The sequence below is a fragment of the Galbibacter mesophilus genome (assembly GCF_023721415.1).
Lineage (GTDB): Bacteria > Bacteroidota > Bacteroidia > Flavobacteriales > Flavobacteriaceae > Galbibacter > Galbibacter mesophilus.
In genome coordinates this window covers 24,607-46,348 of record NZ_JAMQVC010000005.1, presented here as the reverse complement: position 1 = coordinate 46,348, position 21,742 = coordinate 24,607, and the positions used below count along the sequence as shown (strand labels likewise).

At 37.3% G+C, this 21,742-nt stretch carries 19 protein-coding genes; 8 read left to right on the top strand and 11 right to left on the bottom strand.

Features of this window, described 5'->3' with window-relative positions:
- Positions 1 to 151 precede the first annotated feature (151 nt).
- From hemL to NDQ75_RS14695, 4 genes are all read right to left on the bottom strand, one after another.
- Positions 152 to 1,435, bottom strand: a complete 1,284-nt coding sequence (hemL, locus tag NDQ75_RS14710; RefSeq protein ID WP_202029885.1) for a glutamate-1-semialdehyde 2,1-aminomutase — start codon at positions 1,433 to 1,435, stop codon at positions 152 to 154.
- 139 nt (positions 1,436 to 1,574) lie between these two features.
- Positions 1,575 to 2,393 (bottom strand): glucosaminidase domain-containing protein, encoded by an 819-nt coding sequence (locus NDQ75_RS14705; protein ID WP_202029886.1) that lies wholly within the window; start codon positions 2,391 to 2,393, stop codon positions 1,575 to 1,577.
- Positions 2,390 to 3,286 (bottom strand): 1-aminocyclopropane-1-carboxylate deaminase/D-cysteine desulfhydrase, encoded by an 897-nt coding sequence (locus tag NDQ75_RS14700; protein ID WP_202029887.1) that lies wholly within the window; start codon positions 3,284 to 3,286, stop codon positions 2,390 to 2,392. The genes NDQ75_RS14705 and NDQ75_RS14700 overlap by 4 nt, the downstream gene beginning before the upstream one ends.
- Positions 3,287 to 3,350: 64 nt before the next feature.
- Positions 3,351 to 3,677, bottom strand: coding sequence for a hypothetical protein (locus tag NDQ75_RS14695; protein ID WP_202029888.1), 327 nt, complete (start codon positions 3,675 to 3,677; stop codon positions 3,351 to 3,353).
- Between the two features lie 319 nt (positions 3,678 to 3,996).
- Between NDQ75_RS14695 and NDQ75_RS14690 the strand changes: the two genes are divergently transcribed.
- The 5 genes from NDQ75_RS14690 to NDQ75_RS14670 all read left to right on the top strand — a co-directional run bounded on the left by NDQ75_RS14690 (position 3,997) and on the right by NDQ75_RS14670 (position 10,596).
- Positions 3,997 to 4,149, top strand: coding sequence for a DUF5522 domain-containing protein (locus tag NDQ75_RS14690; RefSeq protein ID WP_202029889.1), 153 nt, complete (start codon positions 3,997 to 3,999; stop codon positions 4,147 to 4,149).
- 10 nt (positions 4,150 to 4,159) lie between these two features.
- A complete protein-coding gene (locus NDQ75_RS14685; protein ID WP_202029890.1) occupies positions 4,160 to 6,151 on the top strand; it encodes a urocanate hydratase in 1,992 nt (663 codons plus the stop codon).
- Between the two features lie 36 nt (positions 6,152 to 6,187).
- Positions 6,188 to 6,745, top strand: coding sequence for a DUF4136 domain-containing protein (locus NDQ75_RS14680; protein ID WP_202029891.1), 558 nt, complete (start codon positions 6,188 to 6,190; stop codon positions 6,743 to 6,745).
- A gap of 312 nt (positions 6,746 to 7,057) precedes the next feature.
- On the top strand, positions 7,058 to 8,815 hold the full coding sequence (locus NDQ75_RS14675) for an aromatic amino acid hydroxylase (protein ID WP_202029892.1): 1,758 nt from the start codon (positions 7,058 to 7,060) through the stop codon (positions 8,813 to 8,815).
- Positions 8,816 to 8,916: 101 nt separating this feature from the next.
- Entirely contained in the window at positions 8,917 to 10,596 is a 1,680-nt protein-coding gene (locus NDQ75_RS14670; RefSeq protein ID WP_207190480.1) for an XAC2610-related protein, read from the top strand.
- 6 nt (positions 10,597 to 10,602) lie between these two features.
- Here the strand turns inward: NDQ75_RS14670 and NDQ75_RS14665 are convergent, their stop codons facing one another.
- From NDQ75_RS14665 to NDQ75_RS14640, 6 genes are all read right to left on the bottom strand, one after another.
- Positions 10,603 to 11,223: a DUF4230 domain-containing protein gene (locus NDQ75_RS14665; protein ID WP_202029893.1), complete on the bottom strand. Its 621-nt coding sequence runs from the start codon at positions 11,221 to 11,223 to the stop codon at positions 10,603 to 10,605.
- A 1-nt stretch (position 11,224) separates the two neighbouring features.
- Entirely contained in the window at positions 11,225 to 12,172 is a 948-nt protein-coding gene (locus NDQ75_RS14660) for a GSCFA domain-containing protein (RefSeq protein WP_202029894.1), read from the bottom strand.
- 12 nt (positions 12,173 to 12,184) lie between these two features.
- Complete coding sequence (locus tag NDQ75_RS14655) at positions 12,185 to 14,224, bottom strand: M3 family metallopeptidase (protein WP_202029895.1); 2,040 nt, start codon at positions 14,222 to 14,224, stop codon at positions 12,185 to 12,187.
- A gap of 482 nt (positions 14,225 to 14,706) precedes the next feature.
- Positions 14,707 to 15,198: a 5-(carboxyamino)imidazole ribonucleotide mutase gene (gene purE / locus NDQ75_RS14650; protein WP_202029896.1), complete on the bottom strand. Its 492-nt coding sequence runs from the start codon at positions 15,196 to 15,198 to the stop codon at positions 14,707 to 14,709.
- Positions 15,199 to 15,409: 211 nt separating this feature from the next.
- A complete protein-coding gene (gene rpsU, locus NDQ75_RS14645; RefSeq protein WP_202029897.1) occupies positions 15,410 to 15,604 on the bottom strand; it encodes a 30S ribosomal protein S21 in 195 nt (64 codons plus the stop codon).
- A 162-nt stretch (positions 15,605 to 15,766) separates the two neighbouring features.
- Positions 15,767 to 15,961: a cold-shock protein gene (locus NDQ75_RS14640; protein ID WP_202029898.1), complete on the bottom strand. Its 195-nt coding sequence runs from the start codon at positions 15,959 to 15,961 to the stop codon at positions 15,767 to 15,769.
- A 397-nt stretch (positions 15,962 to 16,358) separates the two neighbouring features.
- On the opposite strand from NDQ75_RS14640, the gene NDQ75_RS14635 reads away from it, so the two are divergent.
- Both NDQ75_RS14635 and NDQ75_RS14630 read left to right on the top strand, forming a co-directional pair.
- Complete coding sequence (locus NDQ75_RS14635) at positions 16,359 to 17,843, top strand: catalase (RefSeq protein ID WP_202029899.1); 1,485 nt, start codon at positions 16,359 to 16,361, stop codon at positions 17,841 to 17,843.
- Positions 17,844 to 18,073: 230 nt separating this feature from the next.
- Positions 18,074 to 18,541 carry an ankyrin repeat domain-containing protein gene (locus NDQ75_RS14630; protein ID WP_202029917.1) on the top strand — a complete coding sequence of 156 codons (468 nt, stop codon included), beginning with the start codon at positions 18,074 to 18,076 and terminating at the stop codon, positions 18,539 to 18,541.
- 4 nt (positions 18,542 to 18,545) lie between these two features.
- On the opposite strand, the gene NDQ75_RS14625 is transcribed toward NDQ75_RS14630, so the two are convergent.
- On the bottom strand, positions 18,546 to 19,247 hold the full coding sequence (locus NDQ75_RS14625; RefSeq protein ID WP_207190481.1) for a Crp/Fnr family transcriptional regulator: 702 nt from the start codon (positions 19,245 to 19,247) through the stop codon (positions 18,546 to 18,548).
- Between the two features lie 86 nt (positions 19,248 to 19,333).
- On the opposite strand from NDQ75_RS14625, the gene NDQ75_RS14620 reads away from it, so the two are divergent.
- Complete coding sequence (locus tag NDQ75_RS14620; RefSeq protein ID WP_202029900.1) at positions 19,334 to 21,706, top strand: heavy metal translocating P-type ATPase; 2,373 nt, start codon at positions 19,334 to 19,336, stop codon at positions 21,704 to 21,706.
- Positions 21,707 to 21,742: the final 36 nt, after the last annotated feature.

Genomic DNA, 21,742 nt, shown 5'->3' with positions numbered 1-21,742 from the left:
TAAAACGAGTCAATGAAACATGTCACGCATAATTAATATATTGTCAGGCTTAACTCCGGTGATGACATTTGGGAGGATTCTGACTTTATTTAATATCTACGTTTCATTAACTAGAAGATTAAAAATTAACTTTAATCAACCCAAAACTTAACTACAACGTCTTAGCTACTTTGCCAACTGCTGCGATGGTTTTGTCTAAATCTTCATATGTCAAAGCATCGTTTAAGAACCAACTTTCAAAAGCACTTGGAGGTAAATATATACCTTCTTGTAGCATTCCGTGGAAAAACTTTTTAAACGTTTTATTATTTCCTTTAACCGCCGTTTTAAAGTCGTAAACCTCTTCCGTAAAATGAACGGAAATCATAGACCCCAACCTGTTTATGGTATAAGTAAGATCAGTGGCTTCAAGCTCTGCCTCTATTCCTTTATGAAGATAGGAAGTTTTATCCGCTAAACTTTTAAATATCCCTTCGTGTTCGTTTAAAAATGTCAGCATAGTCAATCCGGCTGCCATTGCAATTGGATTTCCGCTAAGGGTTCCAGCTTGGTAAACCGGACCTGTAGGCGCTAAATAATCCATGATTTCGTTTCTTGCCGCAAAAGCCCCAACTGGCAACCCGCCACCGATAACCTTTCCGAAAGTTACAATATCAGCTTTAACACCGAGAAGCTCCTGCGCACCTCCTTGTGCCAAACGGAAACCTGTCATTACCTCATCAAAAATAAGCAGTATTTTATGCTGATCACAAAGCTTTCTCAATCCTTCCAAAAATCCTTTCTTCGGAAGAATACACCCCATGTTTCCAGGCACGGGTTCTATGATTATGGCTGCCACCTCTCCTTTGTTGGCCTCAATTACTTCTTTAACACCTTCCAAATCGTTGTAATGCGCCAAGAGTGTGTCTTTAGCTGTACCTTGTGTTACCCCTGGACTGTTAGGACTTCCAAAAGTTACTGCACCACTCCCGGCTTGAATTAAGAAAGAATCCGAATGCCCATGATAACAACCCGAAAACTTTATAATCTTATCTTTTCCAGTAAACCCACGAGCCAACCTTACGGCACTCATGCACGCCTCTGTTCCACTATTTACAAAACGTATTTTATCAATATTGGGCACCATGGAAACCGCCAACTTGGCAATTTCTGTTTCAATTTGCGTAGGCATCCCAAAAGAAGTACCCAATTCTGTTTTTTCAATTACAGCATTTACAACGGGCTGGAAAGCATGCCCTAATATCATTGGTCCCCAAGAGGCAATGTAATCAATTAATTTATTTCCATCTTCATCATACAGATAGGCTCCTTTCGCTTGCTTCACAAAAATAGGCTCCCCACCAACAGCATTAAATGCTCTTACTGGTGAATTCACCCCTCCAGGGATATATTTTTTAGCTTCTGCGAAAAGTGCACTACTTCTTTTGTATATCATTTTTCTTTCAATTTTCAACCCTCATTGAGGATTTGATTTTTTGTGATTCTATTTACCAGAAATATTCTGGCAATCTATCAACCTAATTTAAACTATATTTTCATTTTAACAACTCCATCAACATGATTGGAGTCTCCCATTACCTTAAATACAATATTTGTCCTATTTTAATATTGTTGTCCGGCAACCGATTTCTTCTTTTAATTTCTTCTACTGAAATATTGTATCGCCTGGAAATGGAGTACAATGTATCACCTTTCGAAACGCGGTAGGTATTTTCAGCTACGGAATTTACCTCCCTAGGATTTCCTCCCAGCACCTCTGCATCGTATCTGTAAAGTTGATATTTTTCAATAAGACTTATCAATTTATCTGGGTATCTTCTATCGGTTGCGTAACCCGCTTGCCTTAATCCTTTTGCCCAAGCGCGGTAATCATCTTTATCATAACTAAATAAAAAATCGTATCGGCTACGGGTGGTTAAAAACTCAGAATGATCTTGATATGAATACAGCGGATGCTTGTATTTTCTAAAACATTCCCCGCGGGCATCATCGTCGTGGTAGGCTCTTTCACCTGTCCATCCCGTGTGGCATTTAATTCCAAAATGATTATTCGCTTTTAATACCAGCTCCCCTTTTCCGGCACCACTTTCTAAAATCCCCTGCGCTAAAATAATACTGGCAGGAATACCATAGTTTTGCATTTGTTTCATCGCGATAGGGCTGTAAACACGAATATAATCATCTACCGTTTCTGTATAAACCGTTGTCATCGAAGTAGATTCCAAGGTTTCTGTATCCCTATTTTCACTTGGACGGGAAGTTTTTGGAGTATGACGGGTATCTACCGTGCTATGTTTTCGGTTATTTTTTTTAGATGAAGAAGTCTTTTTTTTAGCCCCGCAGCTTACTAAAAAAAGAATAAGAAGCGCAAAAACAATACGTTTTAAAATCATTTTATAATTGGTAAATTCTTTAGTTTCAATCGTTCGTTCATTCCGGATATCCCCTGCAATCCTCCTGTGTGAATTGCCAATATTTGAGATCCTTTCTTAAAATAACCGTTTTTTATAAGATCTAGTATTCCAAACATCATTTTCCCTGTATAAATTGGGTCCAGTGGAATATTAGTTTTCTCCTTAAATTCATTTATAAATTCAATGAGTTCAAGGTTCACTTTGGCATATCCACCAAAATGATAATCCATAATAAGCTTCCAGTTATCGTTGCTGGCAAATTTACGTATTTCCGCTGGCAAAAAGTCACCTTTAAGCGCTGGAAATCCCAAAACTTGTTGACGAGGTTGTGAACAATTTATAAGTCCCGAAATGGTTCCGCCCGTCCCGACCGCCGTACAGACATAGTCAAAATGATACTCATTGAAATCTAAAATTTCTTCGCATCCACGAACGGCGAGTTTGTTTGTGCCCCCTTCGGGAACGAGGAAGAAATCCCCGAAACGATCTTTCAACTTTTCAAGATAGGCTCCTGTGTGTTTTTGCCTATAATTGGCGCGGGTTTCAAAATAGAACTGCATTCCGTGTTTTTCCGCAAAGGAAAGTGTTGGGTTTTCCATCCATTTATCCGCAAGTTCTTCCCCTCGAATAACACCTATAGTTTTCAATCCGTTTTCAAAACCAGCATAAGCGGTAGCAGCAATATGATTGGAAAAAGCGCCACCAAAAGTAAGTAGTGTTTTCTTTTGGAGTTTTTTAGCCTCAGCAATATTAAATTTTAATTTTCTGAATTTATTGCCCGACACAAACGGATGAATTAAATCTTCCCGTTTCACAAACAACCGAATGTTGGCTGTCTTGATTTCGTCTAAAACAATTTCTTCGTTGTGCATGCTAAAAACTTAGAACATCAAAGATACGTGATGTCTTCTGTAAAGGAAAGTTAGAAAAGTAACTTCAGAATAAATAACCGAAAAAAGCATATGGACTTCGATTGGAAAGGTAATCCAAACTCCCTTCGTTGGCATACGCTTCTTTTTCAAAACTTATGTTTCTGTAGGCCATGTTCAGGTTTCTGTATTTCAAAATACCGATGAGCCACTCCACAAAATACCAAATATAAAAAGGAAGAATTAGCAACTCCAGCTGTTGCCTAAGGTGTATCTTTTCATGATTGATTAGTACTTCATCCTGTTTTAACCCATCTTCTTTTAAAATTATAAGCGGCCAAAAAGTAAGGCCCACATAACGTTTGGGAAAAATATGCTTAAAAACAAGAATCATAGTCGGATTTTTAACCAAAACACGGTTTTCTGTTATCTTTGTAAAGATAAAATGATTTAAATTTTATCAAACGTTTTACAATTTTTTATTGCTGAAAATGATAATTATTCAGATAAAAAGAATTTTAAAGCATTTTTTTATCAAGAAGTGATTTGAATTTTTTGAATCGAAGCGAAAATTGATGGTTTTGCACCTATAAAAAGTATTTTTTGAGCTGCATAGCAGCGCTACGGAGCAAGAAAAAGACGAAATAGAGGTGCAAAATAGCAATTTTTTAGCCGATTTGTAAAAGTTTAAACCACTTCCAATTACACAATAAATGAAGAAAATACTTAAGCCAGAAGAAGGCGACTATTACCTTTCCCCAGAAGGATACCGTGTTTTTACCGAACAATATCATTTAAAAAGAGGTTATTGCTGCGAAAGTGGCTGCAGACATTGCCCATATGGCTTCGATAAAAAGAAAAAATAAGAGAGTGCAGATGAAAATAGTTAGAGACACATTCAAAGACCAAATAACGGAAGGGATCCCTTCCTTTCTTCCCAAAAAAAAAGCATACGACCAATCGGTTAACCATGCCCCCAAGAGAAAAGACATTTTAACTTCCGAGGAAAAAAAACTAGCATTAAAAAATGCTTTACGGTATTTTGATAAAAGCTTACACGAAAAACTAATTCCGGAATTTAAAGAGGAGCTGGAAACCTACGGAAGAATTTATATGTATCGGTTTATGCCCGATTACGAAATGTATGCCCGTCCGATTGAAGAATACCCCGCAAAATCGAAACAGGCAGCCGCAATTATGTTAATGATCATGAATAATCTTGATCCTAAAGTAGCACAACATCCGCATGAACTAATTACTTATGGCGGAAATGGGGCCGTGTTTCAAAACTGGGCGCAGTACCGTTTAACGATGCAATATTTGTCGGAAATGACAGACAAACAAACTTTGGTGATGTACAGCGGGCATCCAATGGGGCTGTTTCCTTCCCATGAAAATGCTCCGCGAGTGGTGGTAACTAACGGAATGATGATTCCCAATTACTCCAAACAAGATGATTGGGAGAAATTCAATGCCTTGGGCGTGACGCAATACGGACAAATGACGGCGGGGAGCTATATGTATATCGGTCCGCAAGGAATTGTTCACGGCACTACAATTACGGTTTTAAACGGTTTTAGAAAAATTAAAAAAGAGCCTAAAGCAAACCTTTTTGTTACTTCTGGATTGGGCGGTATGAGTGGCGCCCAACCTAAAGCTGGAAACATTGCTGGCTGTATAACGGTTTGTGCCGAAGTGAATCCAAAAGCTACCAAAACTAGGCATTCACAAGGCTGGGTGGATGAAGTTATTGACGATTTAAATGAACTTACTGAAAGAGTAAAAAAAGCAAAAGCCGAAAACGAAACGGTTTCCATTGCTTATCAAGGAAACGTAGTAGAGGTATGGGAAAAGTTTGATGAAGAAAATATCAAAATAGATTTAGGTTCCGACCAAACTTCCCTGCATAATCCGTGGGCGGGAGGATATTATCCCGTAGGACTTTCACTGGAAGAATCGCAAGAGTTAATGGCGAATGATACAGAGACATTTAAAGAAAAAGTACAGGAAAGCCTCCGTAGGCATGCCGCTGCCATTAACAAACACACCCAAAAAGGAACTTATTTCTTTGACTACGGAAATGCTTTTCTTTTGGAAGCCTCTAGAGCAGGAGCTGAAGTAATGGCGGAAAATGGCATTGATTTTAAGTATCCAAGTTATGTACAAGACATAATGGGACCGATGTGTTTTGATTATGGATTTGGACCTTTTCGTTGGGTTTGCGCTAGCGGCAAACCAGAAGATCTCGAAAAAACGGATGCCATCGCCTGTGAGGTTCTGGAAAAAATGAAGGAATCAGCTCCGGAAGAAATAAAAAAACAACTCGAGGACAATATACAATGGATTAAAGCGGCACAGGAAAACAAGCTCGTAGTGGGCTCCCAAGCTAGAATTTTATATGCCGATGCGGAAGGAAGAATAAAAATTGCAAAAGCTTTTAATGAAGCTATAGCGAAAAATGAAATAGGTTTTGTAATTTTAGGGAGAGACCATCATGATGTTAGTGGAACAGATTCTCCTTACCGAGAAACTTCGAACATTTACGACGGCTCCAGCTTTACGGCAGATATGGCTATACATAATGTTATAGGCGATAGCTTTAGAGGCGCTACTTGGGTTAGTATACACAACGGCGGCGGCGTAGGCTGGGGAGAAGTTATAAACGGTGGTTTTGGTATGGTTCTTGATGGTACTAAAGAAGCAGATAATCGCTTACGATCGATGCTGTTTTGGGATGTAAATAACGGAATTGCTAGAAGAAGCTGGGCACGAAACGACGAAGCTGTCTTTGCCATTAAACGAGCTATGCAGGCAGAGCCTAATTTAAAAGTTACGCTACCTAATTTTGTAGACGAAGATTTGCTTTGATTCCTTTTTGGAATAAACCCTTAAAATATTAAACGTATGAAAACAATTAAACTCTTTTCCGTGCTATTGCTAACCGCACTTTTTATGAGTGCGTGTTCTTCTATTGATGTTGCTACCGATTACGACCGACAAGTAGATTTCGGTAAGTACAAAACCTTTGCCTTCTACAAACCGGGCATTGATAAAGCAGGAATTTCCGACCTTGATAAAAAAAGAATTTTAAGAGCCATTCAATACGAATTGCAAAATAGAGGCTATCGTTTATCTGAAAACCCAGATATTTTGGTAAGTATTTTCACCAAAGAAGTAGACCGTGTTAGTGTATACAACAACATGGGCTGGGGCTGGGGTTGGTATGGTGGTCCTTGGGGCTGGGGAGGTGGATTCCCTAGCGTTTACACCGAAACTGAAGGCTCGCTTTATATTGATTTAATTGATGCCGGTAAAAAAGAATTGGTATGGCAAGGAAAAGGTACTGGTGATTTAATTACGGATGGAGATATGATGAAGAAAGAGGCTCGTATTAACGAGTTTGTAAAAGAGATTCTAGAACAATTTCCACCAATGACTACGCAGGTAGCTAGCATTAATTAAGTTTCTTACGATATTTTATGATCAATCAACTACCACGGGGCAAGCCCACGAGGTATGCAAACGAAAACTTTATTTAACTCATTTCGACGTAAAATGTCGAGGAATAAAACCCTCAATGAGGGATTAAAGACCGCTAATTGCGGTCTTTTTTTGTTTTAGATATTGTTTCAATAATCCAACGATAACGTTTTCGTTGACAGCAGAAGTTTTGTATTTTTGAATCACTTACAAACGGCTGAGACTGGAGCGCAGATAATTGTGAAGGAATACTTGAAACCGTATTTGTCATCTTGTAAGAAAAAAAGAAATTCTATGGAAAAAGGATATAAAAGTAATCCGTTGTTAGACCGATTGCCAAAGCATTTAAAGCAATTCATTAAACCGCAGGATTATGAAGATTACACGCCTATTAATCAGGCGGTGTGGCGGTATGTGATGCGCAAAAATGTAGATTACTTAAGCAAAGTAGCACACAAATCGTATACCGATGGGTTGAAAAAAACGGGAATATCCATTGACCATATTCCAAGTATGTATGGAATGAACCGTATTTTAAAAGACATCGGCTGGGCTGCGGTAGCTGTGGACGGCTTTATTCCACCCAATGCCTTTATGGAATTTCAAGCCTATAATGTGCTAGTTATAGCTTCGGATATTCGGCAGCTCGAGAACATAGAATACACTCCCGCTCCCGACATCATCCATGAAGGTGCTGGGCACGCTCCCATCATTGCCAATCCGGAATACGCGGAATACTTGCGTAGATTTGGAGAGATTGGCTGCAAAGCGATTTCCAGCGCAAAAGATTATGAAATGTACGAAGCCATCCGCTATCTTTCTATTATTAAAGAGGCAGATGGTACCCCTGCTTCAGAAATAGAAGCAGCTGAAAAGAAAGTAGATGAACTTCAGCAAAATATGGGAACACCCAGTGAAATGGCACTCATTAGAAATTTACATTGGTGGACCGTGGAGTATGGGTTAATTGGTTCAGTAGATAATCCAAAAATTTACGGTGCCGGTTTACTTTCTTCCATTGGAGAAAGCAAATGGTGCATGACCGATGAAGTAAAGAAAATTCCGTACACCATCGAAGCAACCTATCAAGATTTTGATATTACCAAACCACAGCCACAACTCTATGTGACCCCTGATTTTGCGCATTTGAGTTTTGTTTTAGAAGAGTTTGCCAACACCATGGCGTTGCGGAAAGGTGGATTAAGTGGTCTGCAAAAACTTATTAATTCTGAGGCTTTGGGAACTATTGAATTAAGTACTGGAATTCAAGTTTCTGGAATTTTCACGGATGTTATTTCCCACGAAGGACAACCTATATATTTCCAAACAAAAGGTAAAACCGCACTTTCTTATCGCGATAAGGAATTGGTAGGTCACGGCACCGAACAGCATCTAGAAGGATTTGGAAGTCCTGTCGGTAAACTTAAGGGAATAAATTTGGCGATTGAGGATATGAGTCCGCGTGACTTAAAAGCGTACAATATTTACGAAAATCACGTTGCCTTGTTAGAATTTGAAGGTGGGATTACGGTTTCGGGAACCATCGTTACGGGAACTCGAAATTTAATGGGAAAAATCATCTTAATTACTTTTGAAAATTGTACCGTTAAACATGCTAACAAAATACTTTTTCAACCGGAATGGGGAACTTATCATTTGGCTGTTGGGAAAGAAGTTATTTCAGCATATAGCGGACCTGCAGACAATAATAGTTTTGACTTAATAACGCATATTCCTTCAGAAAAAACTAGAAAAGCCGCAAAAAGTGAAGAAACGCAACGACTGGAATCCTTGTACCGACAAGTAAGGGAATATCGCGAGGGTAAAAACAAAACCATTTCCAGACATAAGGTTTTTGAACAAATTCAGGAAAACTTCCCTAATGACTGGTTACTTTCGGTAGAATTATACGAGTTGACAAAAAGCAACGGTGACGAAGATTTTGCTTCGGAAATTTTAGAGCATTTGGAATCTGTTAAGAGAAACCGTCCAAAAGTGGGACACTTGATAGACGACGGCATCGCTTTGGTTAACGAGGCTTTAGTGGAGTAAAACTTTTTAAAAGGAATATTTATTACCAGCTTTTGAGGTGCAGTAAAAGGATTCTAATAAAAAGATTTTATATTTTTATCCAAAATCAACAACTCTTGCTTTTGAAAAAATATAGCTTCGTTTTAGTATTCATTATCGCTGCGATTGCATGTAAAAATGATGATGACAAAAAAACAACCCTAACCACGGCGGCAGATTCTTTAAAACTTCAGCAGAAAAAAGAAATAGTTCTTACCGATGAGGAGCTTATAAAAAATCTGCTCCGCACAAAAAATAATGCGCTTACCACATCCGATTCGGTTTTTTACAAAGCCCACATAAAACGACCTTTGGATTCTGGTTTCGTGGCAGTGAATCTCTACGGAAAAGAAAAACAACAAAACGGACTTTCAGAATTTAAAAGTACAGCCATTATAAAAAATGGTAAAACCATAACTTCCCGTATTGAAGGCAGCGTGTTTAGAATTGACAAGACAGGTGAAAAACAATATAAAATCTACACCCACGACGCCTCCAACAACAGTTTTAGCGCCTTTGATATCAACTTTAACGAATCTCCCACCTCGATAAGAAAAGCGACTAGAACCGCAAATTTTTATTTTGATTTACTGCCAAAAAAGAAATTTCAATACGAGATTAAAGACAAAGAAAAGTTTTTTACCATTCGTAAAGACCGCTTGGTAAACAATGACTCTCTTTTGAATAGAATTAGCAATGGAGCTTCTATTTATAAATCAAACGGATTACTCGATTTACAGGACGCAACTGCTCTTAACACCTTTTATTTTGTTGACAGTACATCGGTACTGGAAAAACTAATTATAAAAGATAATTCGAAAATACTTACAAATATCACCCTAAGTGGATTCAAAAAAGATTCCAGTAAAATCACCCACTTTAAAAGTGCATTTGTTAATGATTCTATTTTTAAAACTTTTGAAATTTCTGAAGCTCAAACCAAAAACTCTAAGCACGTAGTAGAATACCAAACAGATTCTGTGGTGCATTGGTTTACTTACAATAAACATTTTCAATTTAAACCCACGGCAAGCGATAGATTCTCTTTTCGGAAAACCTATCCGCAATACTACCCGAATTTAATAGACAGTACTTTTTACGTGTACAGCAAGCCGTTTGAAATTAATAAAACAAATGCCCAATGGCGTTACGCGGTTCGTTATACACGGAAAACAAACGCGGACCCAACAAATGTAGAAGTTTCTGTTTCTGAACGAATGCTTACCGCGGTTAAGGACAGTTCCATTATTTTTGAAGCCCCACTGTCACCTATAAAAAAACCTTTTAATATTGGAGAATTATCTGATCAAGAATACAAAGTTCAAAACTTCGATATTAACTTTGATGGGCATACCGACCTTCCTTTCCCCGAAGGGTACGACCTTAACAGAAATGCAACCTATGCAGCCTATGTTTACAACCCGAAAATAAAAACATACCTTAAAAATGATGTATTTACTGGACCTTCACTTGCTAAGCATGTTTTAATAGACAAAGACAACCGATCAGTAATTTACACCGCCAGTACCGGCAATAATAATTATAGCGTACGCATTTTAAAAATGGGAGATAACGGAACAATTCTGCATAAGGAAACCTATTGGAGCACGAACAACGACGATAAGATTGAAATACATTATCAAAAAACCAAAAATAACGCTGTCGTAGAAAAAATAGATAATGTTGCGAAAGATAAAAATTGGGATCCAAGTGATTTTAAAAATCAATTTTTGAAGTGGATTAAAGAACGGATTAGTAAGTAAGCTTTATCAATTTATAATCGGGAATTCTTCAAAATCTTTGTGGCTTTCAATGGTTTTTTCGTTGTATACCAATTTCCATCCCAAAGAATTGGTAAGCACATAAAATTGAGATAGTTCCGTCAACAAACGGTTTTGGGCATTTTCCTTTAATTTAGAGCTTTTTATTTTCTTCTGAATAGCCACATTCACTTCATCTTTAATTTTATTGAAATCCTTTTCGTTGAATGGATTTAAGTAGTCGCTTGAAATATCATAATACTTAAGGTCTGGAAAAATCTTTATTTCCGGTTCGGGAATTTCAGTAATAAAAAGCGTTTTGTTTTCCTCATCAAGGGTAAAAGAAACCTTGCTTAAATCATACGCCACCGTAACATCGGCATTTACTACCACCAAAGCTTTTTTTTCAGTGGATACCAAATTCGCAAAAATCCTTTCTGATTGTTTGTAATTAAACACTTGTGAAAAATGCCCTTCAGTAACAATTAGTTTTCGCACATTTTTAATCTGCTGCTCAATAAGCGCGGTATTTTCTTTAAGATATTCAGCTCGCTCATGATTCCTTTTATACCATTGGTAACCCCAAAGAATTAACAAGGCAATGATGATTCCAAAAAGAATTTTTCGCATACTAAAAATTTATATGTGGATGTTTTTCTGAAAGATACGTAATTTTCTGCTGAAGGTTTTCTTGAAATTTCTTGTATTCTGCACTCGAAGGATTGAATGGCCTATGTGCGAGTCCGCTTTGGATTTTCTCAATTTCCTTCATGATGTTTTCTGTTGAAGGCGCGAACCAAACCGAAGAAAACTTCTCCCAAATATAATTAATAGCCGTTGCATTTGGGTGCAGCATATCTTCAGCGTAAAAACGATAATCGCGTAATTCATCCATCATCAATTCATAGGAAGGAAAATAAAATGTATTTTGTTTTTCATCGATAATTTGATGAACCGAGGTCAACAAATGCGCTTTACTTCGTTGGTTTTCTACCATACCATCCTTAATATGACGGACAGGTGAAACCGTAAATATTAACCCCGCAGTAGGATTAAGCTGTTTAACCAAAGAAACAATTTGAGTCAAGGTTTCTTCAAGCTCAGCCACTTCTAAAATACTTTTGTCAAAATTTTTCTGCGGAACTTTATGGCAATTGGCCACCCACTGCTGGGTTTCTTTGAGCTGATAACCCCAAGCCGTTCCCAACGTAAAAGCTACGTGAGATGCTTGCTGAAGAAAAGTGTAAGTTTCCGCCAAAATTGTATTGAGTGTTTTCAATAAATCTTCTTTGGAAGGATTGCTTAAACATGAATGCACTTCAAAACAATGCCAGCGTTCGTTCAGCAAAAAAATATCTTCTTCCGTAAATTCATTTTGATGAACTACACGTTTCAAAAGAGCTTCGATTGCTTTAGGGTGAAAAATAATCCCAAACGGATTTACCTCAGCTTGAAATTTGTAATAATCAAGTTTTTCACCCATATTCTCTACAAAACAAGACCCCATTAAAAACACTTTCGAATGATAATCGATTCGGTTTTGCTGTGGTTTTAACTGGATTTCGGTTTGCAGTTTCAAAATATTATAATTTTATTTCTTTTCTATTAACCCTGCTCTTCGCAACAATGCATCTGGCTGTGGCTCTTTCCCTCTAAAACGTTTGTAAAGTTCCATCGGATTTTCGGTGCCGCCTTGCGATAAAACATTGTCCTTAAATCGGGCTGCTACTTCTTTGCTAAAAATACCTTTCTCTTTGAAAAATTCGAAAGCATCGGCGTCGAGTACTTCCGCCCATTTGTAGCTGTAATATCCTGCAGAATAACCGCCTTGGAAAATATGCGAAAAAGCAGTACTCATACAAGTTTCTGGCGTTTCTGGGTAAAGACTGGTAGCTTCAAACACCGAATCCTCATGTTTTTTAACATCCTCAATTCCCGTAGGATCAACACCATGCCAACTCATATCCAGCATTCCGAAGCTAAGCTGACGCAACGTTTGCATTCCTTCCATAAACGTAGCCGATTCTTTAATCTTTTCTACATACTCCATCGGAATTACCTCATCGGTTTTGTAATGTCTGGCAAAAATTTCCAGTGCTTCTTTTTCATAACACCAGTTTTCGAGCACCTGACTGGGAAGTTCCACGAAATCCCAATACACGCTTGTACCGCTCAAACTTGGATAGGTAGTGTTGGCCAACATTCCGTGAAGAGCGTGCCCAAATTCATGAAACAAAGTGGTAACTTCATTAAACGTTAATAGCGAAGGCTTTGTACTGGTGGGCTTTGTAAAATTGCAAACAATGGAAATATGCGGACGCGAATTTTCGCCATTTTTTTGATATTGTGGCTTGTAAACCGTCATCCAAGCACCGTTTCTTTTTCCGGGTCGCGGATGGAAATCGGCGTAGAAAATTGCGATCAGCTCACCATTTTCATCTACAACTTTATAGGTTTTTACATCTTTATGATATTTATCTATCTCTTGGGTTTCTTCAAATTGGAGTCCGTAAAGTTTTTCTGAAACGGTAAAAACGCCATCAATAACATTTTCCAGTTTAAAATAAGGTTTCAGTTTTTCATCATCCAAGTTAAAGAGTTTTTGCTTCAATTTTTCAGTATAAAAAGCACCATCCCATTTTTGTAATGTATCGATACCATCCTCTTCTTTTGCAAATCCTTCAAGCTGTTTAAACTCCCTTATAGCAGCGGGTTTTGCCTTTTCTAACAATTCCTCTAAAAAAGTAGTAACCTTTTCGGGCGTTTTTGCCATGCGCTCTTCCAAAATAAAATGGGCATGGGTTTTATAACCAAGTAATTCGGCTCTTTGTTGCCGTAATCTCACAATTTGTTTTACATGCTCACGGTTGTCATTTTCATTCCCTTGAAAAGCTTTGCTCCCAAATGCAAGTGACATTTTTTTACGAAGTTCCCTGTTTTCTGCGTACGTCATAAACGGAATGTAGCTAGGGTAATTCAGCGTAAAAACCCATCCGTCTTTGTCACGGGATTTTGCTTCATCAGCAGCTGCTTCAATAGCACTTTCGGGAAGCCCCTTTAAATCTTCTTCGTTGGTAACATGCAGTTCAAAAGCATTGGTTTCAGCCAAAACATTTTCACCAAAAGTCAAACTTAATTTCGAGAGCTTTTTATCAATTTCCCTCAAAATCGCTTTTTTATCTTCGGAAAGGTTGGCTCCATTTCTGGAGAAGCTTTTGTAAGTTTTATCCAACAACATTTTCTGTTCTTGGTTTAATGAAAGACCCGATTTTTGCTCCCAAACAGCTTTTACGCGTTTAAAAAGCGCTTCATTCAACCGTATATCATTTCCGAATTCAGACAAAAGCGGTGAAATTTCCTGAGCCAGTTGCTGTATCTCTTCATTAGTTTCTGCACTGTTCAGATTAAAGAAAATTGAGGTGATTCTATCCAATTGCGCACCCGAAAATTCTAAAGCTTCAATAGTATTCTCGAAAGTGGGCGCTTCCTTGTTTTCAGTAATGATATCTATTTCCGCCTTCGTCTTTTCAATTTCCGCTTTAATTGCAGGCAGGAAATCCTCATTTTTTATTTCTGAAAAAGGAGCTGTTTGATAAGGTGTGTTAAATGTATGATTAAGCAAATTTGCCATAAGATTCTTTCTTTTTGTAATGTTACTGCAAAATAATAAACTTTCAATGGATTGTATCCGGGGTTTAAGAATTGATTAACCCCTTTTGTTGTTTTCCAATTTACAGTTGAAAGCTATTTCACCTATTTGACTATTGAAAAACCTTAGTTTTTTAACGTTTCATCGTAAAAATAGAACTGTCGAACGATTATCTTAAAGAAAACCTAAATTCTTAAAACCTCGACTTGTTAAGTTCCGTAAATGTTGGCGTAACGGTAGAAATTGAAATATCAAAATATACACCAGACCTACTTTTTAAACTGCGTGAACGACCTAAACCCTCAAATTTTAGGCGATATAGAATAGGCCCATCCCCAGGGCCTATTTTTTTTACTAAGAGCGACTCCAAGGGATTTTCGAATATCTACAAATAACACCGACGGACATCGGGGTTTATATAAAAGTAATCGAATGCTTTTAAACTTGTAAAAAGAAAAAGTCGCTTAATATTTCGCTTTAACGTCTTCCGCTCCTTTTATCACTTTTTCTTTAAGTGATTCTTTGTATTTAATGATAGCATCAAGAACTCCCCCATTGGACGACCCAATAATTTGTGCCGCTAAAATACCCGCATTTTTAGCTCCGTTTAACGCAACGGTAGCCACAGGCACTCCCCCTGGCATTTGTAAAATAGACAATACGGAATCCCAACCATCTATAGAATTACTACTTTTAACTGGAACACCTATTACTGGCAACGGAGATAATGAAGCCACCATACCTGGCAGGTGAGCTGCACCTCCTGCGCCCGCTATAATTACGGAAATACCGTTCTTGTGGGCGTTTTTACCAAATTCGAACATTTTTTCTGGAGTTCGGTGCGCAGAAACAATATCTACCGTGACCTCAACACCCAGTTCTTTTAAAACGTCAATTGCATCTTGCATAACGGGAAGATCGCTGGTGCTTCCCATTATTATTGCCACTTTAGCCATAATTTTTTCTTCTGAAATGTTTATGCTTCAAAGGTAAGGAAATTGAACAATTTACCGAGGCACAGTAGAGCCTTCAGCATTAAAATTTGGTTTCGATCTTAATCGGGATCAACTTTCTTTCCTGAATTTTGTAGAATTCTTAGACAATAGGAATTGTATGCCAAAAAAAAAGGATAGCTAAAATGCTATCCTAAATACCTTAAGTTGAAAATTAATCTTCCAAATTTCTTTGGTATTCTTCCTTATATTTTGCTTTAGAAATTTGTTCCCTTTTTATCAAGGAAGGTTTCGTAAAGTGTTGCTTGTCTCGCAACGTTTTCAATTGTTGCGTTTTGCGATATTTTTGCTTGTATCTTTTTAAGGCTCTGTCTATGTTTTCGCCTTCTTTTATTGGAATAATAAGCATGTTTCTGGTTTTTAGAAGTTAATAACAAACCTATATTTCTAGAATTGAAATGTATAGGATTTTAAAAATTGGTAAGGCTTAAATAGCCAGCCACAGCTTGGAATTGACTCACGCCTTATAAACAAAAAACCATCCACAAGGGATGGCTTCTGTTATTATAACTTAGTCTACCAATTCTACGTTTACCGCATTTAGGCCTTTTCTACCTTGTTCGGTTTCAAATGTTACTTTGTCGTTTTCATTGATATCGTCAATTAAACCGCTCTCGTGTACAAAAATGTCTTCACTGCTTCCTGTTTCGGTAATAAATCCAAAACCTTTTGTTCTGTTAAAGAACTTTACTGTCCCTTCTTTCATGTTTATAAAAAATTAAATGTTATTAGTTAAACACCTCTAAAACATTCAATCCAAATAGATAGAACGCTTTCAACAAGTGTTTATGGCAAAAAGTTTAAAAAAGTGGGATAATAAATACTTGGAAAGGATTAAAAAATACCAAATTTTGTGTAAGCTTCTTTGCTTTTGGCTGCAAATTAACGCCTTTATTTTCAATTATACTATTTAATTAAGGTTTATTTATGGGTTGCATCGGTTTTTATTAGCGAAACAGGGGAAAGTATTACTTCTGAATAACTAAAACCTATGTTTAAATCATGTTAATCAATCTAAAAACCAAATGAAACAGCTCTTAATTTAGTAACTTTAAGATTCTGAAGAACAAAAGCATACATTTCAAACTTAAATAATTAGGATTATGAGCAAGAAAAAACTAACAACATCAGCCGGGGCCCCTGTACCTTCTAACAAGCATTCGATTACTGCAGGAAAAAGAGGTCCCGTTCTTTTACAAGACTATCAATTAATTGAAAAACTAGCACACCAAAACCGTGAGCGTATACCTGAACGTGTAGTTCATGCTAAAGGTTGGGGTGCTCATGGAACTTTTACGGTTACCAATGACATTTCTAAATATACTCGCGCCAAATTATTTTCCGAAGTCGGTAAAAAGACAGAAGCAATGGCGCGTTTTTCTACCGTAGCTGGAGAATTGGGAGCTGCAGATGCAGAAAGGGACGTGCGCGGTTTTTCATTAAAGTTTTATACTGAGGAAGGTAACTGGGATTTGGTAGGAAACAATACACCCGTATTTTTCGTAAGGGATGGATACAAATTTCCAGATTTCATTAGAACTCAAAAAAGACATCCTAAAACAAATTTACGTTCACCGGAAGCTATGTGGGATTTCTGGTCGCAACAACCAGAAAGCTTGCATCAAGTAACTATATTAATGTCTGACAGAGGGTTGCCAGTAGGACCACAATATATGAATGGTTACGGCTCGCATACCTTTAGTTTCTGGAACAACGACGGAGAGCGTTTTTGGGTGAAATTTCATTTTAAAACTCAACAAGGGCATAAACACTATACAAATGCTGAAGCGGCTGAAGTCATAGGAAAAACAAGAGAATCGTATCAAGAAGAGCTGTACGGAGCCATTGAAGACGGCAACTTCCCCAAGTGGTCTTTAAAAGTGCAGATTATGCCAGAAAAAGACGCTGAAAAAACACCATACAATCCGTTTGACCTTACCAAGGTATGGCCTCATGGCGACTATCCATTAATTGATGTAGGAGAATTGGAATTGAACCGAAATCCGAGCAATTACTTTCAATACGTTGAAAATGCGGCGTATTCGCCGTCAAACATCGTTCCAGGAATAAGCTTCTCACCGGACAGAATGTTGCAGGCAAGAATTTTCTCTTACGCAGATGCACACCGCTACCGATTAGGAACGCATTACGAGGCGTTACCGGTAAATGCGCCGAAATCTGATGTTAATCATTATCATAAGGATGGAGCGATGCGCTTTTTCGAAAATCACAACGAAAACCCAGATGCGTATTACGAACCAAACTCTAAAAACGGACCTGTTGCCGATGAATCGGTTCAGGAACCTCCTATGAATATTTCTGGAGATATGGACCGATACGGACATGAAGATCATAACGACTTTAAACAACCTGGAGATCTTTTCCGTTTATTCAATGATGAACAAAAAGAGCGTCTATTCATCAATATTGCCACTGCGTTAGACGGTGTTTCCGAAGAAATTGTTAACCGACAAATGAAGCATTTTTATGCTGCCGATCCGGAATATGGTAAGGGCGTGGAAAGGGCTATTGAAAAAATGAAGACAACCGTAGATCCAAACTCCAATGAAATTCCAGAGGAAGTATAAATGGTAATTTGTATTTTTGAAGGGTAAACAACCTCGGTGCAAGCACACGAGGCATTATAAGTTGAAAAAATTCACAATATTTCGACGCAAATGTGGGAACATTATTAATCTCACTTTGTGAGAAAAATGTCATGCTGAGTCAAAGCTTTTAGGGTTAAGAACAACCTTTCGACTCCCGAAGCTTCGGGACAGCATGGCATTTTATCTAAAAACTTAATTTTAATTCATTGATGAAAATAGAGCAATTGTTTGATGCTATACGTTCCGAAGAAACCGAAACGGTAACAAAACTACTTACTGAAGACCCAAATCTAGTTAATACCATAGACAAAAGAGGCTCTACTCCTCTTTTATTAGCCACCTACTATGGACAGCAGGATATGGCAAGAAGCATTTTAAAATTCAATCCTAATGTGGATGCTAAAGATGCATCGGGCAACACTGCATTAATGGGTGTTTGCTTCAAAGGTTTTTTGGAAATTGCTGAATTGCTGATCGCTCACGGAGCAAAAGTGAACCTTACCAATGGAAACGATGCCACCGCCTTAATTTATGCTGCCACGTTTGGAAGAACAGATATTGTGAGATTGTTACTAAAGAATGGCGCTGACAAATCCATGAAAGATGCACGGGGACTTACAGCTGCTGACCATGCTAGAATGCAGGGAATTAAAGAAATTGTGGAAGTTTTGGAATAAAATATTATAAATCTTCTGCTAATTGCTCCAATTTAAAGTCATTAACCACTTTTATCTTTTTCCCTTCTGTTGCAATTAATTCTTTTTTAGAAAAATCGGAAATCATACGAATCATAGATTCTGTGGCTGTGCCTACAATATTGGCAAACTCTTCCCTAGAAAGAGTTATCTGTAAAAATCCGTTTTCATCTACGCCAAATTCCTCTTTTAAGTCTAATAAAGCCTTGGAGAAGCGCGACCTTACTGGTTTTTGCGCCATATTTACCATGCTGTCGTTGGCCATTTTCAGGTCGTAACAGATGTCGTTAATTATTTCTGCTGAAAAATCTGGATTGCTCTTAAATATATCAAGTATTTCGGCTCTAGGAACGAAACAAACCTCCATTTCTTCAATTGCGATGGCAGATAGATTTACGGTTTCATCACTTATTAAGCTACGCTGACCCAGTAAATCGCCTTTCTTAATAAATTTTACAATTTGATTTTTTCCGTTGGAAGACAACTTGGTAAGCTTGCAAATACCCGATTTTATACAAAAAACACCATTTAAATGGGTTCCTTCTTTAAAAAGGTATTCCCCTTTGGCTATAAATTGATTGGTTTTACAATCTGAAACCGACAGCAATTCTTTTTTACTTAAACTTTTTAAAGCACCAAACTTCCGCACAATACATTGCTCACACTTACTCACTACGTTCTGCGACATTATTTACACTTTACTTTTGGTTATGACAAATATCATAATTTAAATCCATATTTTTAAGGAGATTTGTATTATAAAAAAGGTTTATTGTGAGCGATTTATGTTTTCATTGTGGGCTAGACTGCGAAAAAGAGGCTGTTTTTTTCGATGATAAAAACTTTTGCTGCAATGGATGCAAAACAGTCTATGAAATTTTTTCTGAAAATGATTTAACTTCTTATTACGATTTAGAGAAAAGTCCTGGTACTACCCCCAACCTCATCGCTGGGAAATACGATTTTTTAAATAATCAAGAGATTGTTGAAAGCCTTTTAGAGTTTAATGACGATTCCATCCAAATAGTCAATCTGTACATCCCCACCATACATTGTAGTTCGTGTATTTGGGTTTTGGAAAACCTTCATAGGCTTCATCCTAATGTAAAAAACGCACAGGTAGATTTTCCGAAGAAAACGATACGTGTAACGTTTACATCTCAAGACTTCAGCTTAAAGAATCTGGTTTTAATACTGGCTTCTATTGGGTATGAACCAAAAATTAACTTAGAAAATAAAAACACTGAAAAAGGAAATGTAGACCGAAGTATTTTTTACAAATTGGGTATCGCCGGCTTTGCCTTTGGAAACATTATGTTCTTGTCCTTTCCAGAGTATTTTGAAGTGAGTGAGTTTTGGCTGGACCATTACAAACCTTTCTTTAGGTGGATTATGTTTGCTTTTTCTTTGCCTGTAGTTTTTTACGCCGCTTCTGATTATTTTATAGCAGCTTACAAAGGACTTACCTCCAAAATATTAAACATCGACGTCCCCATTGCGTTGGGAATTGCGGTTCTCTTCATCAGAAGTTGTTACGAGATTATTTCAGGAACCGGACAAGGTTTCTTTGACAGTCTTTCCGGACTCGTTTTCTTTCTACTGATTGGGAAATTCTTTCAGCAAAAAACATACAGTTATTTATCTTTCGAAAGAAGTTACAAGAGCTATTTCCCAATCGGTGTAACCGTTCTCAAAGAAAACAACCAAGAAGAAAGCATCCAGGTTCAGGATGTAAAAAAAGGAGACCGAATTTTAATTCGCAATGAAGAAATTATTCCCGTAGACAGTATTCTAATCAAAGGAAACGCATATATAGATTACAGCTTTGTAACAGGAGAATCGGAAATTGTAAAAAAAGTATCGGGGGATAAAATTTTTGCGGGCGGAAAACAGACTCGAAATGTCATTGAAATTGAAGCCGTAAACACCGTATCCCAGAGCTACCTTACCCAGTTATGGAGTAACGAAGCGTTTAAAAAAGAATCGGCCAAAAACTTTAAAAATGTAACTGATCAAATAAGCAAATATTTTACAGTCGTTATTCTGCTTATCGCTTTTCTCTCTTTATTTTATTGGCTTTGGAGAGATGCTTCGCAAGCAATTTATGTGTTTACCGCCATTCTGATTATTGCCTGTCCGTGCGCGCTCGCTTTATCTGCGCCCTTCACTTTAGGAAATTTATTACGCATTTTTGGCAAGAAAGGATTTTACCTAAAAGACGGGAATGTCATTGAAAAAATTGCTAAAATTGACACCGTTATTTTTGACAAAACAGGGACTATTACCACCCCGAAGAAAAATGCAATTATTTATGAGGGAGTGAGTTTGAATCCTGCGGAAGAAAAATTGCTTAAAAGCACCCTTCGTGGTTCAAACCACCCGTTGAGCAGGCAATTATATTCCATTTTAAAATCCAATGACATACTTACATTGGATGAATTTCAGGAAATATCCGGAAAAGGCTTGTTGGCAAGAATAAAAGACCAAAAGATTAAAATAGGTTCTTCCAATTTTGTTACCAACAAACAACACAAAGAAGTTGATAAAACGAGTGTTTACATAAGTACGAATGACAGCTACAAAGGAAGGTATGTGTTTTACAATAAATACAGAAAAGGAGTGTCTAAATTATTTTCAAAACTCAGTAAAAAATATGAACTAGTAATTTTATCTGGGGATAATACTAGTGAAAAAGAAAATTTACGTAAATTACTACCTAGAAACACAAAACTGTTGTTTAATCAGCAGCCTGTTGATAAGTTATTATACATTAAACACCATCAACAAGAAGGTGCAAAAATAGTAATGATTGGCGATGGACTCAACGACGCAGGTGCTTTAAAACAAAGTGATGTAGGCATTGCGGTTTCTGAAAACGTAAACATATTCTCCCCCGCTTGTGATGCCATTCTGGATGCAAATAAAATTACTGAAATAGACAAATATTTTAAAGCTTGTAAAAATGCAATGCTAACCATAAAGGCCAGTTTTATACTATCTTTTGTGTACAATATTATAGGGTTATCATTTGCCGTAACTGGACATTTATCTCCTGTGGTCGCTGCCATTTTGATGCCGCTAAGTTCTATTAGCATAGTGGTTTTCACAACGCTCAGCACGAATTATTTCAGTAGAAAATTAAAATAATTTAACAGTATGATAAAAGTCATACTTTCTGCTTAA

What these genes read in the sequence shown, in the direction of transcription:
- NDQ75_RS14655 (WP_202029895.1), bottom strand. Translation starts at nt 14,224, where the DNA reads ATGGCAAATTTGCTTAATCATACATTTAACACACCTTATCAAACAGCT.
- NDQ75_RS14685 (WP_202029890.1), top strand. Translation starts at nt 4,160, where the DNA reads ATGAAAATAGTTAGAGACACATTCAAAGACCAAATAACGGAAGGGATC.
- NDQ75_RS14625 (WP_207190481.1), bottom strand. Translation starts at nt 19,247, where the DNA reads ATGTCGCAGAACGTAGTGAGTAAGTGTGAGCAATGTATTGTGCGGAAG.
- NDQ75_RS14700 (WP_202029887.1), bottom strand. Translation starts at nt 3,286, where the DNA reads ATGCACAACGAAGAAATTGTTTTAGACGAAATCAAGACAGCCAACATT.
- NDQ75_RS14630 (WP_202029917.1), top strand. Translation starts at nt 18,074, where the DNA reads ATGAAAATAGAGCAATTGTTTGATGCTATACGTTCCGAAGAAACCGAA.
- NDQ75_RS14690 (WP_202029889.1), top strand. Translation starts at nt 3,997, where the DNA reads ATGAAGAAAATACTTAAGCCAGAAGAAGGCGACTATTACCTTTCCCCA.
- purE (WP_202029896.1), bottom strand. Translation starts at nt 15,198, where the DNA reads ATGGCTAAAGTGGCAATAATAATGGGAAGCACCAGCGATCTTCCCGTT.
- NDQ75_RS14680 (WP_202029891.1), top strand. Translation starts at nt 6,188, where the DNA reads ATGAAAACAATTAAACTCTTTTCCGTGCTATTGCTAACCGCACTTTTT.
- NDQ75_RS14640 (WP_202029898.1), bottom strand. Translation starts at nt 15,961, where the DNA reads ATGAAAGAAGGGACAGTAAAGTTCTTTAACAGAACAAAAGGTTTTGGA.
- NDQ75_RS14695 (WP_202029888.1), bottom strand. Translation starts at nt 3,677, where the DNA reads ATGATTCTTGTTTTTAAGCATATTTTTCCCAAACGTTATGTGGGCCTT.
- NDQ75_RS14675 (WP_202029892.1), top strand. Translation starts at nt 7,058, where the DNA reads ATGGAAAAAGGATATAAAAGTAATCCGTTGTTAGACCGATTGCCAAAG.
- hemL (WP_202029885.1), bottom strand. Translation starts at nt 1,435, where the DNA reads ATGATATACAAAAGAAGTAGTGCACTTTTCGCAGAAGCTAAAAAATAT.
- NDQ75_RS14635 (WP_202029899.1), top strand. Translation starts at nt 16,359, where the DNA reads ATGAGCAAGAAAAAACTAACAACATCAGCCGGGGCCCCTGTACCTTCT.
- rpsU (WP_202029897.1), bottom strand. Translation starts at nt 15,604, where the DNA reads ATGCTTATTATTCCAATAAAAGAAGGCGAAAACATAGACAGAGCCTTA.
- NDQ75_RS14705 (WP_202029886.1), bottom strand. Translation starts at nt 2,393, where the DNA reads ATGATTTTAAAACGTATTGTTTTTGCGCTTCTTATTCTTTTTTTAGTA.
- NDQ75_RS14665 (WP_202029893.1), bottom strand. Translation starts at nt 11,223, where the DNA reads ATGCGAAAAATTCTTTTTGGAATCATCATTGCCTTGTTAATTCTTTGG.